This is a genomic window from Corallococcus sp. AB018, from assembly GCF_003986945.1.
GTDB classification, from domain to species: domain Bacteria; phylum Myxococcota; class Myxococcia; order Myxococcales; family Myxococcaceae; genus Corallococcus; species Corallococcus exiguus.
The window spans coordinates 28,322-45,101 of sequence record NZ_RAWR01000059.1 but is presented as its reverse complement, the minus strand read 5'-3'; the positions used below and the strand labels follow the sequence as shown (position 1 = coordinate 45,101).

Annotated in this window: 11 protein-coding genes; 5 read left to right on the top strand and 6 right to left on the bottom strand. The window is 69.5% G+C overall.

All coding sequences use genetic code 11. The annotated features are described in order from the left end of the window. Positions 1 to 149: 149 nt before the first annotated feature. Together D7Y11_RS14815 and D7Y11_RS14810 are read left to right on the top strand one after the other, a co-directional pair. Positions 150 to 2,900, top strand: coding sequence for a serine/threonine-protein kinase (locus tag D7Y11_RS14815; protein WP_158641944.1), 2,751 nt, complete (start codon positions 150 to 152; stop codon positions 2,898 to 2,900). 182 nt (positions 2,901 to 3,082) lie between these two features. After that, a complete protein-coding gene (locus D7Y11_RS14810) occupies positions 3,083 to 5,077 on the top strand; it encodes a glycosyl hydrolase family 8 (protein WP_126934026.1) in 1,995 nt (664 codons plus the stop codon). A gap of 12 nt (positions 5,078 to 5,089) precedes the next feature. Here D7Y11_RS14810 and D7Y11_RS14805 read toward each other — a convergent pair whose 3' ends face one another. Both D7Y11_RS14805 and tal read right to left on the bottom strand, forming a co-directional pair. Further along, the gene (locus D7Y11_RS14805) at positions 5,090 to 5,932 is read right to left on the bottom strand and encodes an SDR family oxidoreductase (protein ID WP_121754658.1); all 843 of its coding nucleotides are present in this window, start codon (positions 5,930 to 5,932) and stop codon (positions 5,090 to 5,092) included. Positions 5,933 to 6,023: 91 nt separating this feature from the next. Beyond that, on the bottom strand, positions 6,024 to 7,145 hold the full coding sequence (gene tal / locus D7Y11_RS14800; RefSeq protein WP_121754657.1) for a transaldolase: 1,122 nt from the start codon (positions 7,143 to 7,145) through the stop codon (positions 6,024 to 6,026). Between the two features lie 205 nt (positions 7,146 to 7,350). On the opposite strand from tal, the gene D7Y11_RS14795 reads away from it, so the two are divergent. Continuing rightward, on the top strand, positions 7,351 to 9,258 hold the full coding sequence (locus D7Y11_RS14795; protein WP_126934025.1) for a transketolase: 1,908 nt from the start codon (positions 7,351 to 7,353) through the stop codon (positions 9,256 to 9,258). 18 nt (positions 9,259 to 9,276) lie between these two features. On the opposite strand, the gene D7Y11_RS14790 is transcribed toward D7Y11_RS14795, so the two are convergent. Next, a complete protein-coding gene (locus D7Y11_RS14790; RefSeq protein ID WP_120578027.1) occupies positions 9,277 to 9,801 on the bottom strand; it encodes an ankyrin repeat domain-containing protein in 525 nt (174 codons plus the stop codon). Positions 9,802 to 9,860: 59 nt separating this feature from the next. Next, positions 9,861 to 12,083 carry a kelch repeat-containing protein gene (locus tag D7Y11_RS14785; RefSeq protein WP_126934024.1) on the bottom strand — a complete coding sequence of 741 codons (2,223 nt, stop codon included), beginning with the start codon at positions 12,081 to 12,083 and terminating at the stop codon, positions 9,861 to 9,863. Positions 12,084 to 12,466: 383 nt separating this feature from the next. Between D7Y11_RS14785 and D7Y11_RS14780 the strand changes: the two genes are divergently transcribed. Further along, positions 12,467 to 13,720: a cytochrome-c peroxidase gene (locus D7Y11_RS14780; protein WP_233607294.1), complete on the top strand. Its 1,254-nt coding sequence runs from the start codon at positions 12,467 to 12,469 to the stop codon at positions 13,718 to 13,720. Positions 13,721 to 13,819: 99 nt separating this feature from the next. Here the strand turns inward: D7Y11_RS14780 and rraA are convergent, their stop codons facing one another. Then, complete coding sequence (gene rraA / locus D7Y11_RS14775) at positions 13,820 to 14,317, bottom strand: ribonuclease E activity regulator RraA (protein ID WP_126934022.1); 498 nt, start codon at positions 14,315 to 14,317, stop codon at positions 13,820 to 13,822. Positions 14,318 to 14,434: 117 nt separating this feature from the next. Between rraA and D7Y11_RS14770 the strand changes: the two genes are divergently transcribed. Next, positions 14,435 to 15,373 (top strand): hypothetical protein, encoded by a 939-nt coding sequence (locus D7Y11_RS14770; RefSeq protein WP_126934021.1) that lies wholly within the window; start codon positions 14,435 to 14,437, stop codon positions 15,371 to 15,373. Positions 15,374 to 15,446: 73 nt separating this feature from the next. On the opposite strand, the gene D7Y11_RS14765 is transcribed toward D7Y11_RS14770, so the two are convergent. Continuing rightward, positions 15,447 to 16,757 carry a hypothetical protein gene (locus tag D7Y11_RS14765; protein WP_126934020.1) on the bottom strand — a complete coding sequence of 437 codons (1,311 nt, stop codon included), beginning with the start codon at positions 16,755 to 16,757 and terminating at the stop codon, positions 15,447 to 15,449. Positions 16,758 to 16,780: the final 23 nt, after the last annotated feature.

The following is a 16,780-nucleotide window of genomic DNA, read 5'->3' as shown; positions in this document are numbered from 1 at the left end:
GGGAGGGAGATTCTGGGGACGGGTGACGTTCATGAACAACCCTTGCGCTCGGGGGAGGAGACCGCGGCTCCTTATTATCGAAGAAGACCGCGGTCGGGTTGTGGGGGCATGGTGATGGCAACGCCGGGGCTCCTAGGATGTCATCCATCATGAAGACCCCGGCCGGAGACGACCGCGACGACACGCTTCCCGCGCGCAGCCCTGATGGCGAGGCGACGCGACTGCTGCCGCGGACGCCAGCGGAGACCGTGCCCGCGACGAATGAATCGGACCGGCAGCCCCGGCACGGGACGTCCTCACCCGTCCAGGTGGGGCGCTACCTGCTCCTGCGGCCGCTGGGCGCGGGAGGCATGGGCGTGGTGTACGCGGCCTATGATCCGGACCTGGACCGGAAGGTGGCGCTGAAGCTGCTGCGCTCGGATGGGCACGCGGATCCGGAGCTGGGACGGGCGCGGCTCCTGCGCGAAGCGCAGGCGATGGCGCGCATCTCGCACCCGAACGTCATCCCGGTGTTCGACGTGGGCATCTGGGGCGCCCAGGTCTTCCTGGCGATGGAGCTGCTGGATGGGGGCACGCTGGGGCAGTGGCTGAAGGAGGCCCCTCGCTCGTGGCGCGAGGTGCTGGAGGCGTACCTGGGCGCGGGCCGGGGGCTCGTGGCCGCGCACGCGGTGGGGCTGGTGCACCGCGACTTCAAGCCGGCCAACGTGCTGAGGGACCGCCGGGGCCGCGTCTGCGTGACGGACTTCGGGCTCGCGCGCCAGGTGGGGCTGCCCTCTGGCGACGATGAGGACTCCTCCGCGCGGGAAGTGAACGCGCTGGCCGCGGAGCGGCGCATGTTGGATGCGCCCATCACCGTCACAGGCGCGGTGATGGGCACGCCGAACTACATGTCCCCGGAGCAGGTGCTGGGCGCGGTCCCGGACGCGAGCACGGATCAATTCAGCTTCTGCGCCGCGCTGTACGCCGCGCTGTACGGCCAGCGCCCCTTCGACGTCGCGCGCATGCAGGCGCTGAAGACGCCGGCCGACCTGGAGGGCCCGAACGCGCCCCGCCTCATGGAGCCGCCGAGCGACTCGCGGGTGCCCGCGTGGGTGGGCCGGGCGGTGATGCGCGGGCTGGCGCTGCGCCCGGCGGAGCGCTTCCCGGCGCTCGCGGAGCTGCTGGACGCGTTGGGGCAGGAGCCGAAGCGCAGGGCCCGGCGCCGCGCGTGGGGCGGCGTGGGCCTGCTGGCGGGAGGACTCCTGCTGGGCGGCGGCGTGCTCTATCAGCAGTCGCGCGTATGCGAGGGCGCGGACGTTCTCATGGCGCGGGTGTGGGGCTCGGAGCAGCGAGAGCAGGTGGTGCGTGCCTTCACCGCCACGGGCAGCCCGCTGGGGGCGGACATGGCCGGGCGCGTGGCGGCCGTGCTGGATGGGTACGCGCGAAGCTGGAGCCAACAGCACACGGACGCGTGCAGGGCCACGCTCGTGGAGGGCACCCAGCCGGAGGCCCTGCGCGTCGAGCGCGTGGTGTGCCTGGAGCGGCGGCGCGAGGACGCACGCGCGGTGGTGGCGCTGCTGTCCACCGCGGACGTCCCCCTGGTGGAGAAGTCCCTGTCGCTGGTGAACGCGCTCCCCGCGCTGGACGAGTGCGCGGACGTGGCGAAGCTGGGCGAGCAGCAGCGGCTGCCGGAGTCGCCCGCGGAGCGCGCCGATGTGGAGCGACTGGAGGCGCTCCTGTCGGAGGTGAAGGTGCTGGTGGATGGCGGACGCCTTCCCCAGGCCCGGGCGCGGCTGGAGCCGCTCGTGGAGGCCGTGCGGGCCACGGGGTACGCGCCGCTGATGGCCCGGCTCCAGCTTCAGCAGGGCTGGATGCGCGAGCAGTTGGGGGACTCCGAGGGGGCGGCCACCGCGCTGCGGCAGGCGGCCTTCGACGCGGAGGCGGGGAGGGCGGACCGGCTGAAGGTCACCATCCTCAACCGGCTGCTCTACGTGGAGGAGGGCCAGCGGCACTTCGAACCTGCGGAGGTCTGGAGCGGGCTCGCGGACGCGACGCTGCGGCGCATGGGCGGCGACGCCGTGCTGGAAGCGGAGGTGCGGGTCAATCAAGGCAACCTCGCGAACGCGAGGAATGACTTCTCCCGCGCGAGCGCCCTCTTCGAGGAGGCGCGGACGCGGGCGGAGGCGGCGTTGCCGGAAGGCCACCCGCTGCGCGCGCGCATCACCTTCCTCCAGGGCAACCTGGCGATCCGGATGAAGGACACCGCGCGCGGCGTGGCGTTGCTGGAGCGCGCGCTGTCACTGACGGAGGCCGCGGTGGGCCCGTTGCACCCGGACACCGCTCGAAGGCACGACGTCCTCGCCTGGGCACTTCGCGAGGCGGCGGATCCAGCCCGGGCCCTGCCGCACGCGCGCGCCGCCGTGGAGATCCGCAAGGCGCTCCTGGGGGCGCGCACGCTGCCGGTGGCGGAGGGACTGGACGAGGTGGGCATGTGCCTGCTGGCGCTGGGCCGCCATGACGAGGCGCTGCGCGTCTATGAGGAGGCGCTCGCGACGAAGCAGCAGGTGGCGCCTGCTGGCGACGAGACCTTCCAGTACAGCCAGGACGGCGTGGGACAGGCGCTGCTGGGCCTGGGCCGCGCGAAGGACGCCATCGCGCCGCTGCGGCTGGCGGTGGCGTACCCATCGATGCCGGACGGGACGCTGGCCGAGTCAGGCTTCGCGCTCGCGAGGGCGTTGTGGGAGGCCGGGGAGAGGCAGCCCGCGAGGCAGGAGGCGGAAGCGGCCCGCGCGCGCTTCGTCCGCGCCACGCGCGATCCCGAAGCCGCGACCGTGGCCCGCTGGCTGGAGACGCATCCGGCTCCGGAGGCCGCCGCCGTCCCCGCGCGTCTCAAGGAGCCCCGGCCTCGCGGAAGGCGGTAGCGCCACCGGGTGACTGCGGTCACCCGGTGGAGGGCCCGTCGGGTGACTGGAGTCACCCAGCGCACGCGCCTTCCCTCCTGCGTGTCCCTCTGAAGCCGGGATGCGTAAGCCCTGGCATCGCTCCTGCTTTGGAAGTGGGCATCCGGCCGCAACCGGCCCACCTCCCAGCACGGAGCGTTCCCATGGTCTCTGCCCTGTCCTCCAATGGTTCCTGCGTCCCCTCCTTCAAACGCTGGGACGTGAAGCCGAACGCTGTCCAGCCTCCGGCCGTCGCGACCGCCGGAGCGGCGAAGCCGCCTGCGTCCCAGCCCGCCACGGTGAAGGATGGCTTCGACGTGGGCCGCGACACCCGCGCGGATTGGCAGTCGTTCTCCGGGCAGGCCCAGGGCACGGACCCGCGGACCGCGAGCACGGCGAAGACGCTGGCGCCCGACAAGGCGACTGCGGAGGCGGCCGTCCAGCAGAGCTACGCGGACTGGAAGGAGAAGTACGTCACGGCCGACGGAGCCAATGGTGCGCTGCGCGTGCAGCGCCCGGAGAACAACGGCGACACGGTGTCGGAGGGCATTGGCTACGGGATGCTGCTCGCCGCGAACAATGGAGACCAGACGACGTTCGATGGCCTGTGGAAGTACGCCCAGTCCCATCTGAACGAGAACGGCCTGATGAACTGGCGGATCGACGCCCAGGGCGGAACGCTGGGACAGAACGGCGCCACGGACGCGGATGAGGACATGGCGATGGCGCTGGTGAGCGCCGACAAGAAGTGGGGCGGCTACAAGCAGGACGCCACCACGCTCATCGACAACATCCTGGAGCACGAGGTGGAGCCGGGCACGAACGTGCTCAAGCCGGGCGACGCGTTCGGTGGCTCCTCGGAGACGAATCCCAGCTACTTCGCGCCCGCGTACTACAAGGAGTTCAGCAAGTTCACCGGTGACACGCGCTGGGACCAGGTCGCGGACGCCAGCTACGACATGCTGGACAAGGCGCTGAAGCAGCCCGGTTCGAAGGACACGGGACTGGTGCCGGACTGGATGGATGCCAATGGCAAGCCGCTGGACCGGGGGCCGAACGCCACCTACGACGCCATGCGGACCCCCTGGCGCATCGGTCTGGACGCGGCGTGGAATGATGATCCGCGCGCCAGTGCCTACCTGGACAAGGTGAACACCTTCTGGAAGTCACAGGGCGTCGAGAACATCGGCGACACGTACGCGCTGGACGGCACGTCCCTGTCGAAGAACCACAACGCGACGGCGGTCTCCATGGCCGCGGCGGGCGCCATCGCGGACCCGGATGCCGGGTACCGTGGCGCGATGTGGAACGAGATGGTGAAGACCACCGAGGGCGGTGGCTACTTCGGTGACTCGTTGCGCGCGCTGTCGCTGCTGACGTCATCGGGGCAGATGGCACGCCCCTCGGACACCAGCGCACCGCGGTTGGACGCGGTCTCCGGCCCCCAGGGCGTGAGCGGTGACTACGGCGCGGCCCAGGCCATGACGGACATGGACAGGCTCTCGTCCCTGCACCCGGTGGGGGCGGAGATGCACGGCGTGGGGGACGCGAATCGCGCCGGGTTCGAGAAGAACAAGCGCCCCATCGCCGAGGCCGCGCTCAGCGCCGCGAAGCGCTACTTCCCGGAGCTGCCACTCCAGGACGCCACGCGCATGCTTCTGGCGGACATCGCGCAGGAGTCCACGTTCAACCCGAAGCTCAACGTGGAACCCAACGGCAGCGTCACCCCGGACAAGACCATCGGTCTGTTGCAGCCGCGTGCGGCCTCCAACCTGGAGGACTTCCGCAACTACGCGAGCGGCAATGGCCTGAAGCGCGCGGACGGCAGCGCCTGGGACCCCAAGCAGACCCAGGACCCGGAGCTGGCCAACGTCTGGGAGAACGTGCACGTCGGCGCCTGGTACATGTCGCAGATGGCCCGGCTGGGTGCCGTCTCCGCCAACGAGCATTACCTCTGGGGGCGCGACGGGACGGCGCCCACCACCGTCCAGACGGGACTGCTCTCCCACTTCATGGGCCCGGGCGGCGCGGCCAACGAAGGCACCAGCAACCCCGGCGCCGCCAGGTACCTGTCCATGGTGGGCGGAGAGATGGACTTCCTCCAATCAGGCCTCGCCCAGCGCGTCTACGGCACCGTGCTCAAGCCCGGTGCCGTGTAACGCGTCACTGCTTCAGTCCAGGCGCGTCGCGACGCGGGCGACCATCGTGTCGCCGGTCGCGTCCCCGGCCTTGAGCGCGTACAGGGAGCGCATGACTTCGGACGTGATGTAGCGCAGGTGCGGCGATGGGGAGGTCGCGGCCTCGCAGATGATGCGCGCGATGTCGTCCGCGGTCTGTCCCATGCTCGCGTAGGTCTCCGCGGAGCCCCGCATGTACCGGCCCAGCAGCTCGCCATACACGGCTGGTCCGTTGCCCTGGGTGCCATTGCCCGTCGCGCGCACGTTGTTGACGAACTCCGTGTGGACCGGCCCCGGCTCCACCAGCGAGACCTGGATACCCAGCCGGGACGCCACGGGGGCCAGGCTCTCCATGAAGCCCTCCACCGCGAACTTCGCCGCGCAGTACGCGTCATTGAAGGGCTGACCCACCAGTCCTCCAAAGCTGCTCACGGAGATGATGCGCCCGGACCGCTGCTCTCGCATGAGAGGGAACACCGCCTGGGTGACGCGCCACACGCCGAAGAAGTTGACCTCCATCGTGCGCCGCAGGGCCTCCTCGGAGGTCTGCTCCATCGTGGCCAGGTAGCCCGCGCCCGCGTTGTTCACCAGCAGGTCGATGCGGCCGTGCGCCTGGAGGATGTCGCGGACACACGCCTGGGTGGAGGCGTCACTGGTCACGTCCAGCGTGCGGATGTGGAGCTTCACGGCCTCCCGGTCCGCCCGGTCCCGGAGCGCGTCCGCCCGGGCGCTGTCGCGCAGGGTGGCCACGACTTCGAAGCCCTGGCGTGCCAGGTGGATGGCCGTGCTCAGGCCAATGCCAGTGGAGGTGCCAGTGACGAGTGCGACCGGGGCCATGCAAGGTGTCTCCTGGAGCGGCGCACCGGGAGCGGCGCGCAGGGCGCAATGACTATCACCCTGGGCCCCTCCCGCACGCGGATTCCAGGACTCAGGTCTTCTTCAGCTTCTCTCCCACCGCGCCGAGCAGCTGGTCGAAGGACTCGGAGAACAGGCGGATGCCGTCAGTGGACAGCTCGTCCGTCACCGTCTTCATGGAGATGCCGGCTGCTTCCAGCTGGCGCATCGTCGCCTCCGCCCCGGGCAGGTCCTCCTCCAGGCTGGGGCGCACCTTGCCGTGGTCCCGGAACGCGTCGATGGTGGCGGGCGGCATGGTGTTCACCGTGTCGCGGCCGATGAGCTCCTCCACGTAGAGCACGTCGCGCAGCTTCGGGCTCTTGGTGCTGGTGCTCGCCCAGAGCACGCGCTGCACCTTGGCGCCCTTCGCCGCGAGCGCCTTCCAGCGCGAGCTCCCGAAGACCTCCTTGAAGGTGCGGTAGGCGAGCTTCGCGTTGGCGATGGCCACCTTGCCGCTCAGTCCCTCCATCGCCTTCTGCTGCTCCGGCGTGGCGCCCGCCTTGAGCTTCTTCTCAATCTCCTTGTCCACGATGGCGTCGATGCGGCTGATGAAGAACGACGCCACGCTCGCCACGCGGCTCACGTCCCCACCGGACGCGGCGAACTTCTCCAGGCCGGAGACGTAGGCCTCGGCGATCTGCTTGTAGCGCTCCTGGCTGAAGAGCAGCGTCACGTTGACGTTGAGGCCCTCGGCGGTGAGCTGCTCGAAGGCCGGCAGGCCCGGAATGGTGCCCGGGACCTTGATCATCACGTTGGGCCGCGACAGCGTCTTCCACAGCCGCCGCGCCTCCTCCTGCGTGCCCTGCGTGTCCAGCGCCAGGCCCGGTGACACCTCCAGCGACGCGTAGCCGTCCTGGCCCTTCGTCGCGTCGTACACGGGCTTGAGGATGTCCGCGGCGCCCTGCACGTCGCGCACGGCGAGCTGCTCATAGAGGTCGTTGCCGGAGAGGCCCTTGCCCTTCGCCGCGTCGAAGAGGTCCTGGTAATCGTCACTGCCCGACACGGCCTTCTGGAAGATGGTCGGGTTGGAGGTGAGCCCCTTGAGCCCGTCCTCGTCGATGAACTTCTTCAGCGTGCCCTTGGTGATGTAGCTGCGCTGGAGGTTGTCCACCCAGACGGATTGGCCGAACTCGGCGAGCTGTCGCAGCGGATTCATGGATTCTCCCGGCGGGGGCGCGAGGCTCCCAGATGGCGTTGCTTCAAGTTGCGCATGCCCTGCCGCCCACGTCCGGCCGGGCGGGCAGGCACTCGCGGATTCTGCCTGTGAACAGGGCCGGCGGGGGGCAACGCTTCTCGCAGGCCGGGGCAGTCAACACAGTAGCGGGGGCACACCCCTGGCCCCCCAACCCGGGAGCGAAACGATGGCGGACACCTTGGCGGACCTCGCGGCGCAGCTGCGCATCGACAGCATCCGCTGCACCACGGCGGCGGGCTCGGGCCACCCCAGCTCGTCCATGTCCGCGGCGGACATCATGGCCGTGCTGTTCCAGAAGTACCTGCGCTTCGACTTCCAACAGCCGAAGGCCCCCAACAACGACCGCTTCGTGCTCTCCAAGGGCCACGCCTGCCCGGTCCTCTACTCCGCCTTCAAGGCAGCGGGCGCCATCGACGACCGGGAATTGCTCTCGCTGCGCAAGTTCGGCAGCCGGCTGGAGGGCCACCCGAACCCGCACGTGCTGCCGCTCGTGGACGTGGCCACCGGGTCGCTGGGGCAGGGGCTGGCCGTGGGCGTGGGAATGGCGCTCGGCGCGAGGATGGACGGACTGCCCTTCCGCACCTACGTGCTCATGGGCGACAGCGAGACGGCGGAGGGCTCCGTGTGGGAGGCGTTCGACAAGGCCGGCCACTATGGGCTCGACAACCTGTGCGCCATCATCGACGTGAACCGGCTGGGGCAGAGCCGTGAGACGGAGCTGGGCTGGAACCTGGAGGCCTACGCTGCCCGCGCCCGAGCCTTCGGGTGGAACGCCGTCACGCTGGACGGCCATGACCTGGGCGCCATCGACCGGGCCTTCGCCGAAGCCCAGGCGAAGAAGGGTCAGCCCACCTGCCTCGTCTGCAAGACGGAGAAGGGGCACGGCTCCTCGCTCATCGCCAACCAGGACGGCTGGCACGGCAAGCCGCTGCCGGAGGACAAGGCGAAGGACGCCATCCGCGAGCTGGGCGGAGAGCGCAACGTCCGCGTCCAGGTGAAGAAGCCGGAGGCGCTGAAGGCCACCGTCCAGGACAAGGCCTCGCCGTTGCAGTTGCCCACGTACGAGGTCGGCCAGAAGGAGGCCACGCGCAAGGCGTATGGAGACGCGCTCCTGGCGCTGGGCAACGCCCGGCCGGACGTGGTGGCGCTGGACGCGGAGGTGTCCAACTCCACGTACTCGAACGAGTTCCAGAAGGCGCACCCGAAGCGCTACTTCGAGATGTTCATCGCGGAGCAGAACATGGTGTCCAGCGCGGTGGGCATGGCGGTGCTGGGCAAGAAGGCCTTCGTCAGCACCTTCGCGGCCTTCCTGTCGCGCGCCTACGACCAGGTGCGCATGGCGGCCATCTCCAACGCCACGGTGCACCTGTGCGGCAGCCACGCAGGCGTGTCCATTGGAGAGGACGGACCGTCGCAGATGGCGCTGGAAGACCTGGCGATGATGCGCGCGGTGGGCGGCAGCACGGTGCTCTACCCGAGCGACGCGAACCAGACCGCGAAGCTCCTGGCGCAGCTGGTGGAGCGCCAGGGCATCACCTACCTGCGCAGCACGCGTGAGAAGACGCCGGTGCTCTACCCCGCGACGGAGGACTTCCCCATTGGCGGCAGCAAGGTGGTGCGCCAGTCCGATGAGGACGTGGCGACGGTGGTGGCCGCCGGCATCACGCTGCACGAAGCGCTCAAGGCCTACGAGGCGCTGAAGAAGGACGGCATCGCGGTGCGCGTCATCGACCTGTACTCCGTGAAGCCGGTGGACGCGAAGACGCTGCGCAAGGCCGCGCGAGAGACGCTGGGGCGGCTCATCGTGGTGGAGGACCACTGGGCGGAAGGGGGCCTGGCGGACGCGGTGCTGGAGGCCTTCACGGGTGAGCGCGAGCGGCTGCCCATCGTGGTGCGGCTCGCGGTGACGAAGATGCCCGGCTCCGGCAAGCCCGCGGAGCTGCTGAACGCCGCGGGCATCGACGCGGAGCACATCGTGGAGGCCGTCACCTCGCTGAGGGAGGAGACGACGGCCCGGGGCGGGGACGGCCAGGGCAAGCCGCCCGAGAACGCCTGGGGCCACACGAACGCGTAGCCCCGGGTGTCTGTCTTCTCAGGGCTTCGGATCCAGCCGCTCGGCCGCGCGCGCCGCACCCATGGAGCGCGCGTAGTCCAGCGCGGTGCGCTTGTCAGCGTCCCGGACCCGGTGGTCCGCGCCGCGCTGGATCAGCAGCTCCATCATCTCCAGCTTGTCGAACATGGCCGCGAACATCAGCGGCGTGCGGCCATCCGGGCCCGCGCCGTCCACGTCCGCGCCCGCCTCCAGGAGCACCGTGGCGATGGCCTCGTTGCCCTTGAAGGCCGCGCCAGCCAGGGGTGTCTGGCCCGCGTCGTTGGGCTGCTCCGGATCCGCGCCGCGCTCCAGCAGCAGGCGCGTCGCGTCCACGTGGCCGTAATAGCTGGCCAGCATCAGCAGGGAGTCGCCCCGCTCGTTGCGAACGCTGACGGGAAGCCCGGCGTCGAGCAGCTCGCGCAGCTTCCCGGCGTCCCCCGAGCGGACCAGCGTGAAGGCGTCCCTCACGGCGGCGTCGGCATCCGAGGGCGGAGTAGCGTTCTTCGGGTCGTTCGTGGGGCTCATGGTCGGTGTTCCTTCCTCGTAGGACATCCCTGACGTGTCGACTTCCCGGGGCGCGGCGGTCAGGGAGTGTAGAGCTCGGCTGCGTTGGAGTCGAAGCTCCCCGACACGACAAGGACCCTGCCGTCGAACAGCAGCGTCGCCGTGTTGAGCGCAAAGCGCGGGACGATTGTGGGCGCGGTGGGCGTCCAGGTGCCCGTGGCCGGGTCGTACAGCGCCGCGGAGTCCGAATACACGGCGAGCGCCTTCCCATTGAGCAGCACCGTCACCGGGCCCTGGAACGATGTGGACGGTGAGCCCGTGAGGCTCCAGGTGCCCGTGGCCGGGTCGTACAGCTCCGCAGTGTCCCCCCCCAAGTCGAGCACCCGCCCATCCAGCAGCAACACCGGCCAGCCGCCGATGGGGATGACAGGAGCGCCCGTGGGATTCCAGGTGCCCGTGGCCGGGTCGTACAGCTCCGCAGTGGCGCCCTCCACGGCGAGCACCCTGCCGTCCTGCAGACGCGGCGCCGAGCTCGCCTCACGACTCATGGCCAGGGAGCCGGTCGCGCTCCAGGTCCCCGACGCAGGGTCATAGCGCTCCGCCGACAGTCCACTCTGAACGAGCACCTGGCCATCGAGAAGGAGTGTCGCGGTCTGGCCGGTGCGGGGTTCCGTCATGGAGCCCGTGGGACTCCAGGTGCCCGTGGCCGGGTCGTACAGTTCCGCCGTTCGCAGGGTGAAGAACTCATCCATTCCACCCGCGACGAGCACCTTGCCGTTGAGGAGCAGTGTCGCCGTGTGGCCGTAGCGGCATTCGAGCATGGAGCCGGTCGCGCTCCAGGTATTCGAGGCCGGGTCATACAGCTCCGCCGTGTTGTTGCACTGGCCTCTTTGCGCTTCGCTGCCGCCCGCGACGAGTACCCTGCCGTCCTGCAGCCGCGTCGCCGTGCTGAACAGGCGAAGACTGCCTCCAACCATGGGCCCCGTCAGGGCCCACGTCCCCGGAACGGAACAGCCTGGCAGTCCCGTCACGGTGAAGCTCCGGGTGGCCGTGAGGCCGAAGGCATTCGTCACGGTGACGGTGATGGACGGGGGCGTGCCACCACTGGCGCAAGGGGGCGCCGTCCAGGTGACGCGGCTGTGCGTGGAGTCGCCGGTCGGCGTGCCCAACGCGCCGGTGCTCGCGTCCCAGGAGAAGGTGAGCGCGGAGCCCCGCGGGTCGCTGGCGGCCACCTCATAGGTGAGTACGTCGCCCGGGTTGGCGGTGTTCGAGGAGCGGTAGGAGCGGAGGATGACGGGCGCGAGGTGGGTGGTGGGGGGCGTGCTGGTGACGCACAGGGCGACGGTGCCTGTGTTGTGCCCTCCGCGCCCGTCGGACACGGCGACGGTCAGGCGGCAGTTGTTGCAGGCTTCGGCCGGTGCGAGCGAAGGCGTGAATTGAGTGAAGTCGGAGGACGTGTCGCTGAAGGTCCCCGCGCACGACGCGCTCCAGGCGTAGGAGAGGTTGTCACCGTCCAGGTCCATGGCAAGCGCGGAGAGCGTCGTCGGCTGGCCCACGACCAGCCGCGTCGCGGTCGCGGTGATGGAGGTCACCTGGGGAGCGCTGTTGAAGGAGATGGACAGCTCGGCCTCACCCTCGCCTTCCGGCAGGACGTTGACGACCAGGAGGGCGCTGGAGGCCAGGCCTCGTGAGTCCGTCACCGTCAACGTGAGCGTTTGAATGCCGGTGGTGGCGGGAGCCGTCCACGAGGTGAAGGGCTCGGAGGTGGAGGAGAACGTGCCCGCGGTGGCGCTCCATGCGTAGCTGAGCGTGTCGTCCGGGTTCGGGTCATGCGCGGAGGAGAACAGGGAGACGGTGCCGCCAGCCGCCACGGTGCTCGGGTTCGCCGCCACGAAGTCGATGATGGGCGCTTCGTTCTCGAAGGGCGGCGGCGGGTTGATTTGTTGGAGGGTGATGGCGACGAGGGTCGTCTGGTCCGCGAGGATGGTGATGCCGGAGGCGAAGCCCTCGAAGCGCAACGCGCCCCCGGCATCGAAGGCCTGCGCCAGGAAGGTGCGGTCGGCGCCCGCCGGAATGTTGCCAATGATTCCGCCCCACACCCCGTTCGTTGGCGCGAGCTCCACCGACACGGAGGGGATGGCCGCTCCCCCAGAGGTGACGACGACGCGGGTGACGCCGGATGCGAGGGATTGGGGCACGGCGACCGTGAAGCGCGCCGTCCCCGCATCCCCCGATAAAGCGCCGCAGCCCACGAACAGCGCGGCCACGAGCACCAGCATCAGGTGCCTGTCTGCTCTCTCCATGGACGTCCCCCTCTTGGTCGCGATAGCGATTGGGCGGACTATCCAGGATGGAAGGCATTGCCGCCTATGACCCGGGCAGGTGGCCCACCGTCGCTTGCCGGACGACGGAGGCTCCCTGTCGTCAGTAGGGGGCGGCAGGGGCCTTCACGTCCGCGGAGGGATGCCCTTCCAATTCCAAAGGGCAATCCCATCCCCGGAATCCGACAGCCATCGCGCGCTCCAGACCCATGGCAGAGGAACGGTGGTAACGCCACCCTGGCCGCCGCTCCCAATCCGAGGTGCCGGAAATGCACGGGTCACGGTCATGGTGGAGGTTGTCGCTGCTGCTGACGCTGGGAGGGCCGCTGGCGTGCGAAGTCGCTCCTGTCCCGGGAGTGTTGTCATTGAAGTCTCCCGCGAGCGGTGACACGGATGAAGCGAAGTCGCCGGAGACGACCGAATCCCTCCAGGCCTCGGCCATCTTCGAGGCCACGTTGCGCGAGGAGGCCACGTCAGCGCCCGGTGGGCTGAAGCCCGTGGAGCGGCTCGGCAAGCTGCTCTTCTTCGACCGTCGGCTCTCCGAGCCCATGGGCCAGGCCTGTGCCGTCTGTCATGGCCCCGAGGTGGGCTGGACGGGTCCCAGCCTGCTCATCAACCTCACCGGCTCTGTCTATGAAGGCGCCGTGCGGGGGCGCTTCGGCAATCGCAAGCCGCCCTCGTCCGCCTATGCCACGCAGGCTCCCATCCTCCACATGGTGACGCCTGGACAGGCCGACTTCGTGGGCGGCAACTTCTGGGATGGCCGCGCCACCGGCGAGGAGCTGGACAACCCCGCCGCGGATCAGGCGCAGGGCCCCTTCCTCAACCCAGTGGAGCAGAACAACCCCAGCGAGGCCGCGGTGGTGGCCAAGGTCTGCGGCGGCCCTTACGGCGACCTCTTCCGGGCCGTCTGGGGCGCCCGCATCTGCGGCGACGTGCCGCGCGCCTATGACAACATCGCGAGGTCCATCGCCGCGTACGAGGGCTCTCGCGAGGTGAACGCCTTCTCCTCGAAGTACGACGCCTACCTCGCGGGCCGCGCGCGGCTCTCTTCGCAGGAGCAGTGGGGCCTGAAGCTCTTCGAGGGCAAGGCCCACTGCGACAACTGCCACACGAGCCAGCGCGGTCCGGGCGGCGAGCCGCCGCTCTTCACCGACTACACCTTCGAGAACCTGGGCGTGCCGCGCAACCTGCTCAATCCCTGGTACTGGCAGCTCCAGTTCAACCCGGATGGACCCTTCTGGATCGACCCGGGCCTGGGGGGTTTCCTCCAGACGCGCCAGGACTACGCGCCCTTTGCGCGCGCCAACCTGGGCAAGGTCAAGGTTCCCACCCTGCGCAACGTGGACAAGCGCCCCTTCCCTGGCTTCACCAAGGCCTATGCCCACAACGGCTACTTCAAGAGCCTGGAGTCCATCGTCCACTTCTACAACACGCGTGACGTGCTGCCGGTCTGCACGGGGAGCGCGTCTGGGATTCCTGGCGTGGACTGCTGGCCCATGCCGGAGGTGGGGCTGAACATCAACACGCGGGAGCTGGGCAACCTGGGCCTGTCACCCCAGGAGGAGCAGGCCATCGTCGCCTTCCTGCGCACGCTCTCGGACGGCTACTTCCAGTGACAGGGAGGCTCATCGCGCGCTGCGCTGCTGGCGGCCGAAGCGCTGCGCACCCTCGCGGGGACGCTGCGCTCCGTGTGGCTGGGACGGGGAGGGCGAAGGTCAGCGCAAGGCCTTCTGCGAAGTGACGATGCCGTCCGCGTCCGCGTAGAGGTGGTGACCGGGGACGAAGGTGACGCCGGCGAAGCGCACCTCCACGTCGCGCTGGCCCTCGTTGCGCTTGCCGCTCTTGAGTGGATGGGTCCCCAGCGCCTTCACGCCGATGTCGGTGCGACCCACCTCCTCCGCGTCGCGGATGCAGCCATTGACCACCACGCCCGCCCAGCCGTTCTTCTGACCCAGGGCCGCGAGCACGTCACCCACGAGCGCGCAGCGGCGGCTGCCTCCGCCATCCACCACCAGCACGCGGCCCAGGCCGGGTTCCTCCAATGCCTTGCGCACGAGGGAGTTGTCCTCCGGCGCGCGCACGGTGCTGATGGGTCCGAAGAAACTCCGGCGCCCGCCGTAGTCCAGGAATCCCGGCTCCGCGACCTGGAATTGCGGAGTTCCCGAGTGGGCGTCACAGAGGTCGGCGGTCTTGATGTCAGGGGTGTCGCTCATGATCCGTAAGATGCACGCGCCGGCCGGGTGTGGCTGTGATTGCGCGTGCGGGTCCGCTCGTCTTGACCGTGCAATGTTCGAAATCCTATCGTCGGCGCCTTTCTGAGGGGGAAGTCCATGCAAGGGTTGAAGTGGTTCGTGAGCGCGATTGCGTTGCTGGCGCTTGCGTGTGGTGAGGTGTCTGAATCGTCCACGCCCGTGATTCGCGAGGGCGAGGGACTGCTGGAGCTGCCGCTGGTGTCGACGTCGGCGGGGCGCAGCTACAAGCTGGTGGGCGCGACGTTCGCCATCACGGGGCCGCAGAACGCGACCATCACGGATACGTCCGCGGAGTCCGTGAGCCTGGCGCTCATGGCGGGGACGTATTCCATCCAGATGAACGGTGAATGGCACGTGGAGCGCACGGACGCGCCGGGCGTCACGGTGCCCGTCACGCTGGTGTCGCCGAACCCGATGGCGTTCACCCTGGGCGAGGGGGAGACGCGCCCGGTGCGCTTCCTCTTCAAGGTGCCGGGAGACGCCACTGCCGACGTGGGCATCAGCGTGGACTCTGGCGGTTGGATCTCCGGAACCATTGACTTCGGGCCTCGCTACCAGCCCCCTCCCGGCGCTCCTCCGGACATCTTCACGGAACTGAGCGAAAAGAGCATCCCCTTCGTCATCAGCTTCGAGTCCGCGACGGTCACGCGGTCGAACGAGTACAGCACGAAGGACGTACAGATCCAGACGTCGCCCGTGACCTTCCAACTGGGAGGCGCGGTCCCGGCGGTGGTGATGCAGCAGTTCGTCCCCGCTCTCCAGGGTCGTTCGATGAACCTCTTCATGGGGGCGTACTCCTCGGGCCCGTCCGCCACCTTCCTGGGGACGATCCTCCTGGAGAACGTCGAGCAGCACGCCCGGTTCGAGCTGAATCCCCAGCCGATCTCCATCGGAGTGGACTCGGAAGGATATCCGCTGTTGCAGTCCTTTCCATTTACCGCGAACGCGGTTTTCTCGGGCGGTTCGTCACCAAGCATCTACGGCGACGTCAGCAACGGCACGCTCTCACCGAAGTAGTACCCACCGCCGCGCGCCGTTCCCTTCCCGTGGAACGGCGCGCGACCCCTGAGGCCGTGTTGGAGGCGCGGCTTCAGGGCGCGAAGGGGGGACTCTCGTAGCCCACGGTGCCGGTGTTGCCGTCGTAGGTGTTGGCGCTCGGGGTGAAGGTGGAGTTCTTGAAGACGAAGACGCCCCATCCCGTGCCCTGTGACACGAGCGAGTCGGAGAGCTGCAACCGGCCCCGGCCCGCGCTGCCGCCCAGGACGATGTTGCCCTGGATGTCGCCCGCGTTCGTGAAGGCGTCGCAGCAGAAGGGGTCCGAGCCGCCGTGGCTCACCCTCGCGTGGGCGATGACGTTGTTCGCGTCCAGGGAGCGGATGGCGATGCCCTTCCAGGAGCCCGGCGTCTCCGTCCGGCCCGTGAACACGATGGGGTCCGCCGCAGTGCCCCGCGCCACCAGGGAGCCCGTCTCCGTGATGCGGAGCCCGGACTTCGCCTCGAATTGGAGACGCACCCCTGGCTCCACGGTGAGCGCGCCCGCGTACTCCACGGTCGTGTCCGGGATGCCGGTGGAGACGCCGTAGGGCACGTCCAGCTTGTGCAACGTCTGGGCTATCGCCAGGTCACCCTCCGGCGCCGCCAGCAGGTGGACGGTGTTGTCGCCGTTGGCCGCCGGGTGGGTGGCGCTGTTGCCGGAGTAGACGGTCGTTCCATCCAGCGCGCTCGCGATGGACAGGCTCACGGTCGCGGGCGCGCCCAGGTTCCCCCGGAAGAGGTTCTTCGAGAAGCCCGGCAGCCGCGCCCGGTTGAAGGCGAAGAGGCCCAGCGTCCCGCTCTTCTCCACCGTGGTGTTCGCGATGCGCACCTGGCTGACGGAGTCCTGGAGCAGCGAGCCCACCACCACGGCGGCCCGGACCTCCAGGCTGCCGGCGGGGCCATGGAAGTAGTCACAGCAGAAGGCGTCCTCGCTGCCCGCGTAGGAGATGACCACGTGCTCCAGCACGTTCGCGGAGGTGTTGGATTTGAACGCGAGCCCCTTCCAGAAGCCCGGCGTGGCCGTCGTCCCCGTGAAGGTGATGGGCGCGGCCTCCGTGCCCACCGCGTTGAGGGACCCCGTGGGCATGATGAGCAGGCCCGCGTCCGGCCCGAAGCGCACCACCGTGCCCGGCGCCAGGGTGAGGGCCCCACTCACCTCCAACACGCCCGTCACCGCGTAGGTGCACTGCTGCGTGCCCGGCTCCCAGGTCGTCGCGGTGGTGAGGTTTCCGGAGATGTTCCGGACGCAGGGGCCGCCGGGCCCGGGGCCGTCGCCGGGGTCATCCTCCGAACCGCCACAGGCGGCCAGGACGGAGGCCGCCACGAAGGGAAGGAGCCGCGGGAAGCGAAGCAGGTGTTGCAGCATGGGGTCCCCCTGAACAAGCCAGC

Excerpts from the sequence above, each read along its gene's own strand:
- rraA (WP_126934022.1), bottom strand. The coding sequence starts at position 14,317 with ATGAGCGACACCCCTGACATCAAGACCGCCGACCTCTGTGACGCCCAC.
- D7Y11_RS14785 (WP_126934024.1), bottom strand. The coding sequence starts at position 12,083 with ATGGAGAGAGCAGACAGGCACCTGATGCTGGTGCTCGTGGCCGCGCTG.
- D7Y11_RS14770 (WP_126934021.1), top strand. The coding sequence starts at position 14,435 with ATGCAAGGGTTGAAGTGGTTCGTGAGCGCGATTGCGTTGCTGGCGCTT.
- tal (WP_121754657.1), bottom strand. The coding sequence starts at position 7,145 with ATGAATCCGCTGCGACAGCTCGCCGAGTTCGGCCAATCCGTCTGGGTG.
- D7Y11_RS14765 (WP_126934020.1), bottom strand. The coding sequence starts at position 16,757 with ATGCTGCAACACCTGCTTCGCTTCCCGCGGCTCCTTCCCTTCGTGGCG.
- D7Y11_RS14795 (WP_126934025.1), top strand. The coding sequence starts at position 7,351 with ATGGCGGACACCTTGGCGGACCTCGCGGCGCAGCTGCGCATCGACAGC.
- D7Y11_RS14815 (WP_158641944.1), top strand. The coding sequence starts at position 150 with ATGAAGACCCCGGCCGGAGACGACCGCGACGACACGCTTCCCGCGCGC.
- D7Y11_RS14810 (WP_126934026.1), top strand. The coding sequence starts at position 3,083 with ATGGTCTCTGCCCTGTCCTCCAATGGTTCCTGCGTCCCCTCCTTCAAA.
- D7Y11_RS14790 (WP_120578027.1), bottom strand. The coding sequence starts at position 9,801 with ATGAGCCCCACGAACGACCCGAAGAACGCTACTCCGCCCTCGGATGCC.
- D7Y11_RS14805 (WP_121754658.1), bottom strand. The coding sequence starts at position 5,932 with ATGGCCCCGGTCGCACTCGTCACTGGCACCTCCACTGGCATTGGCCTG.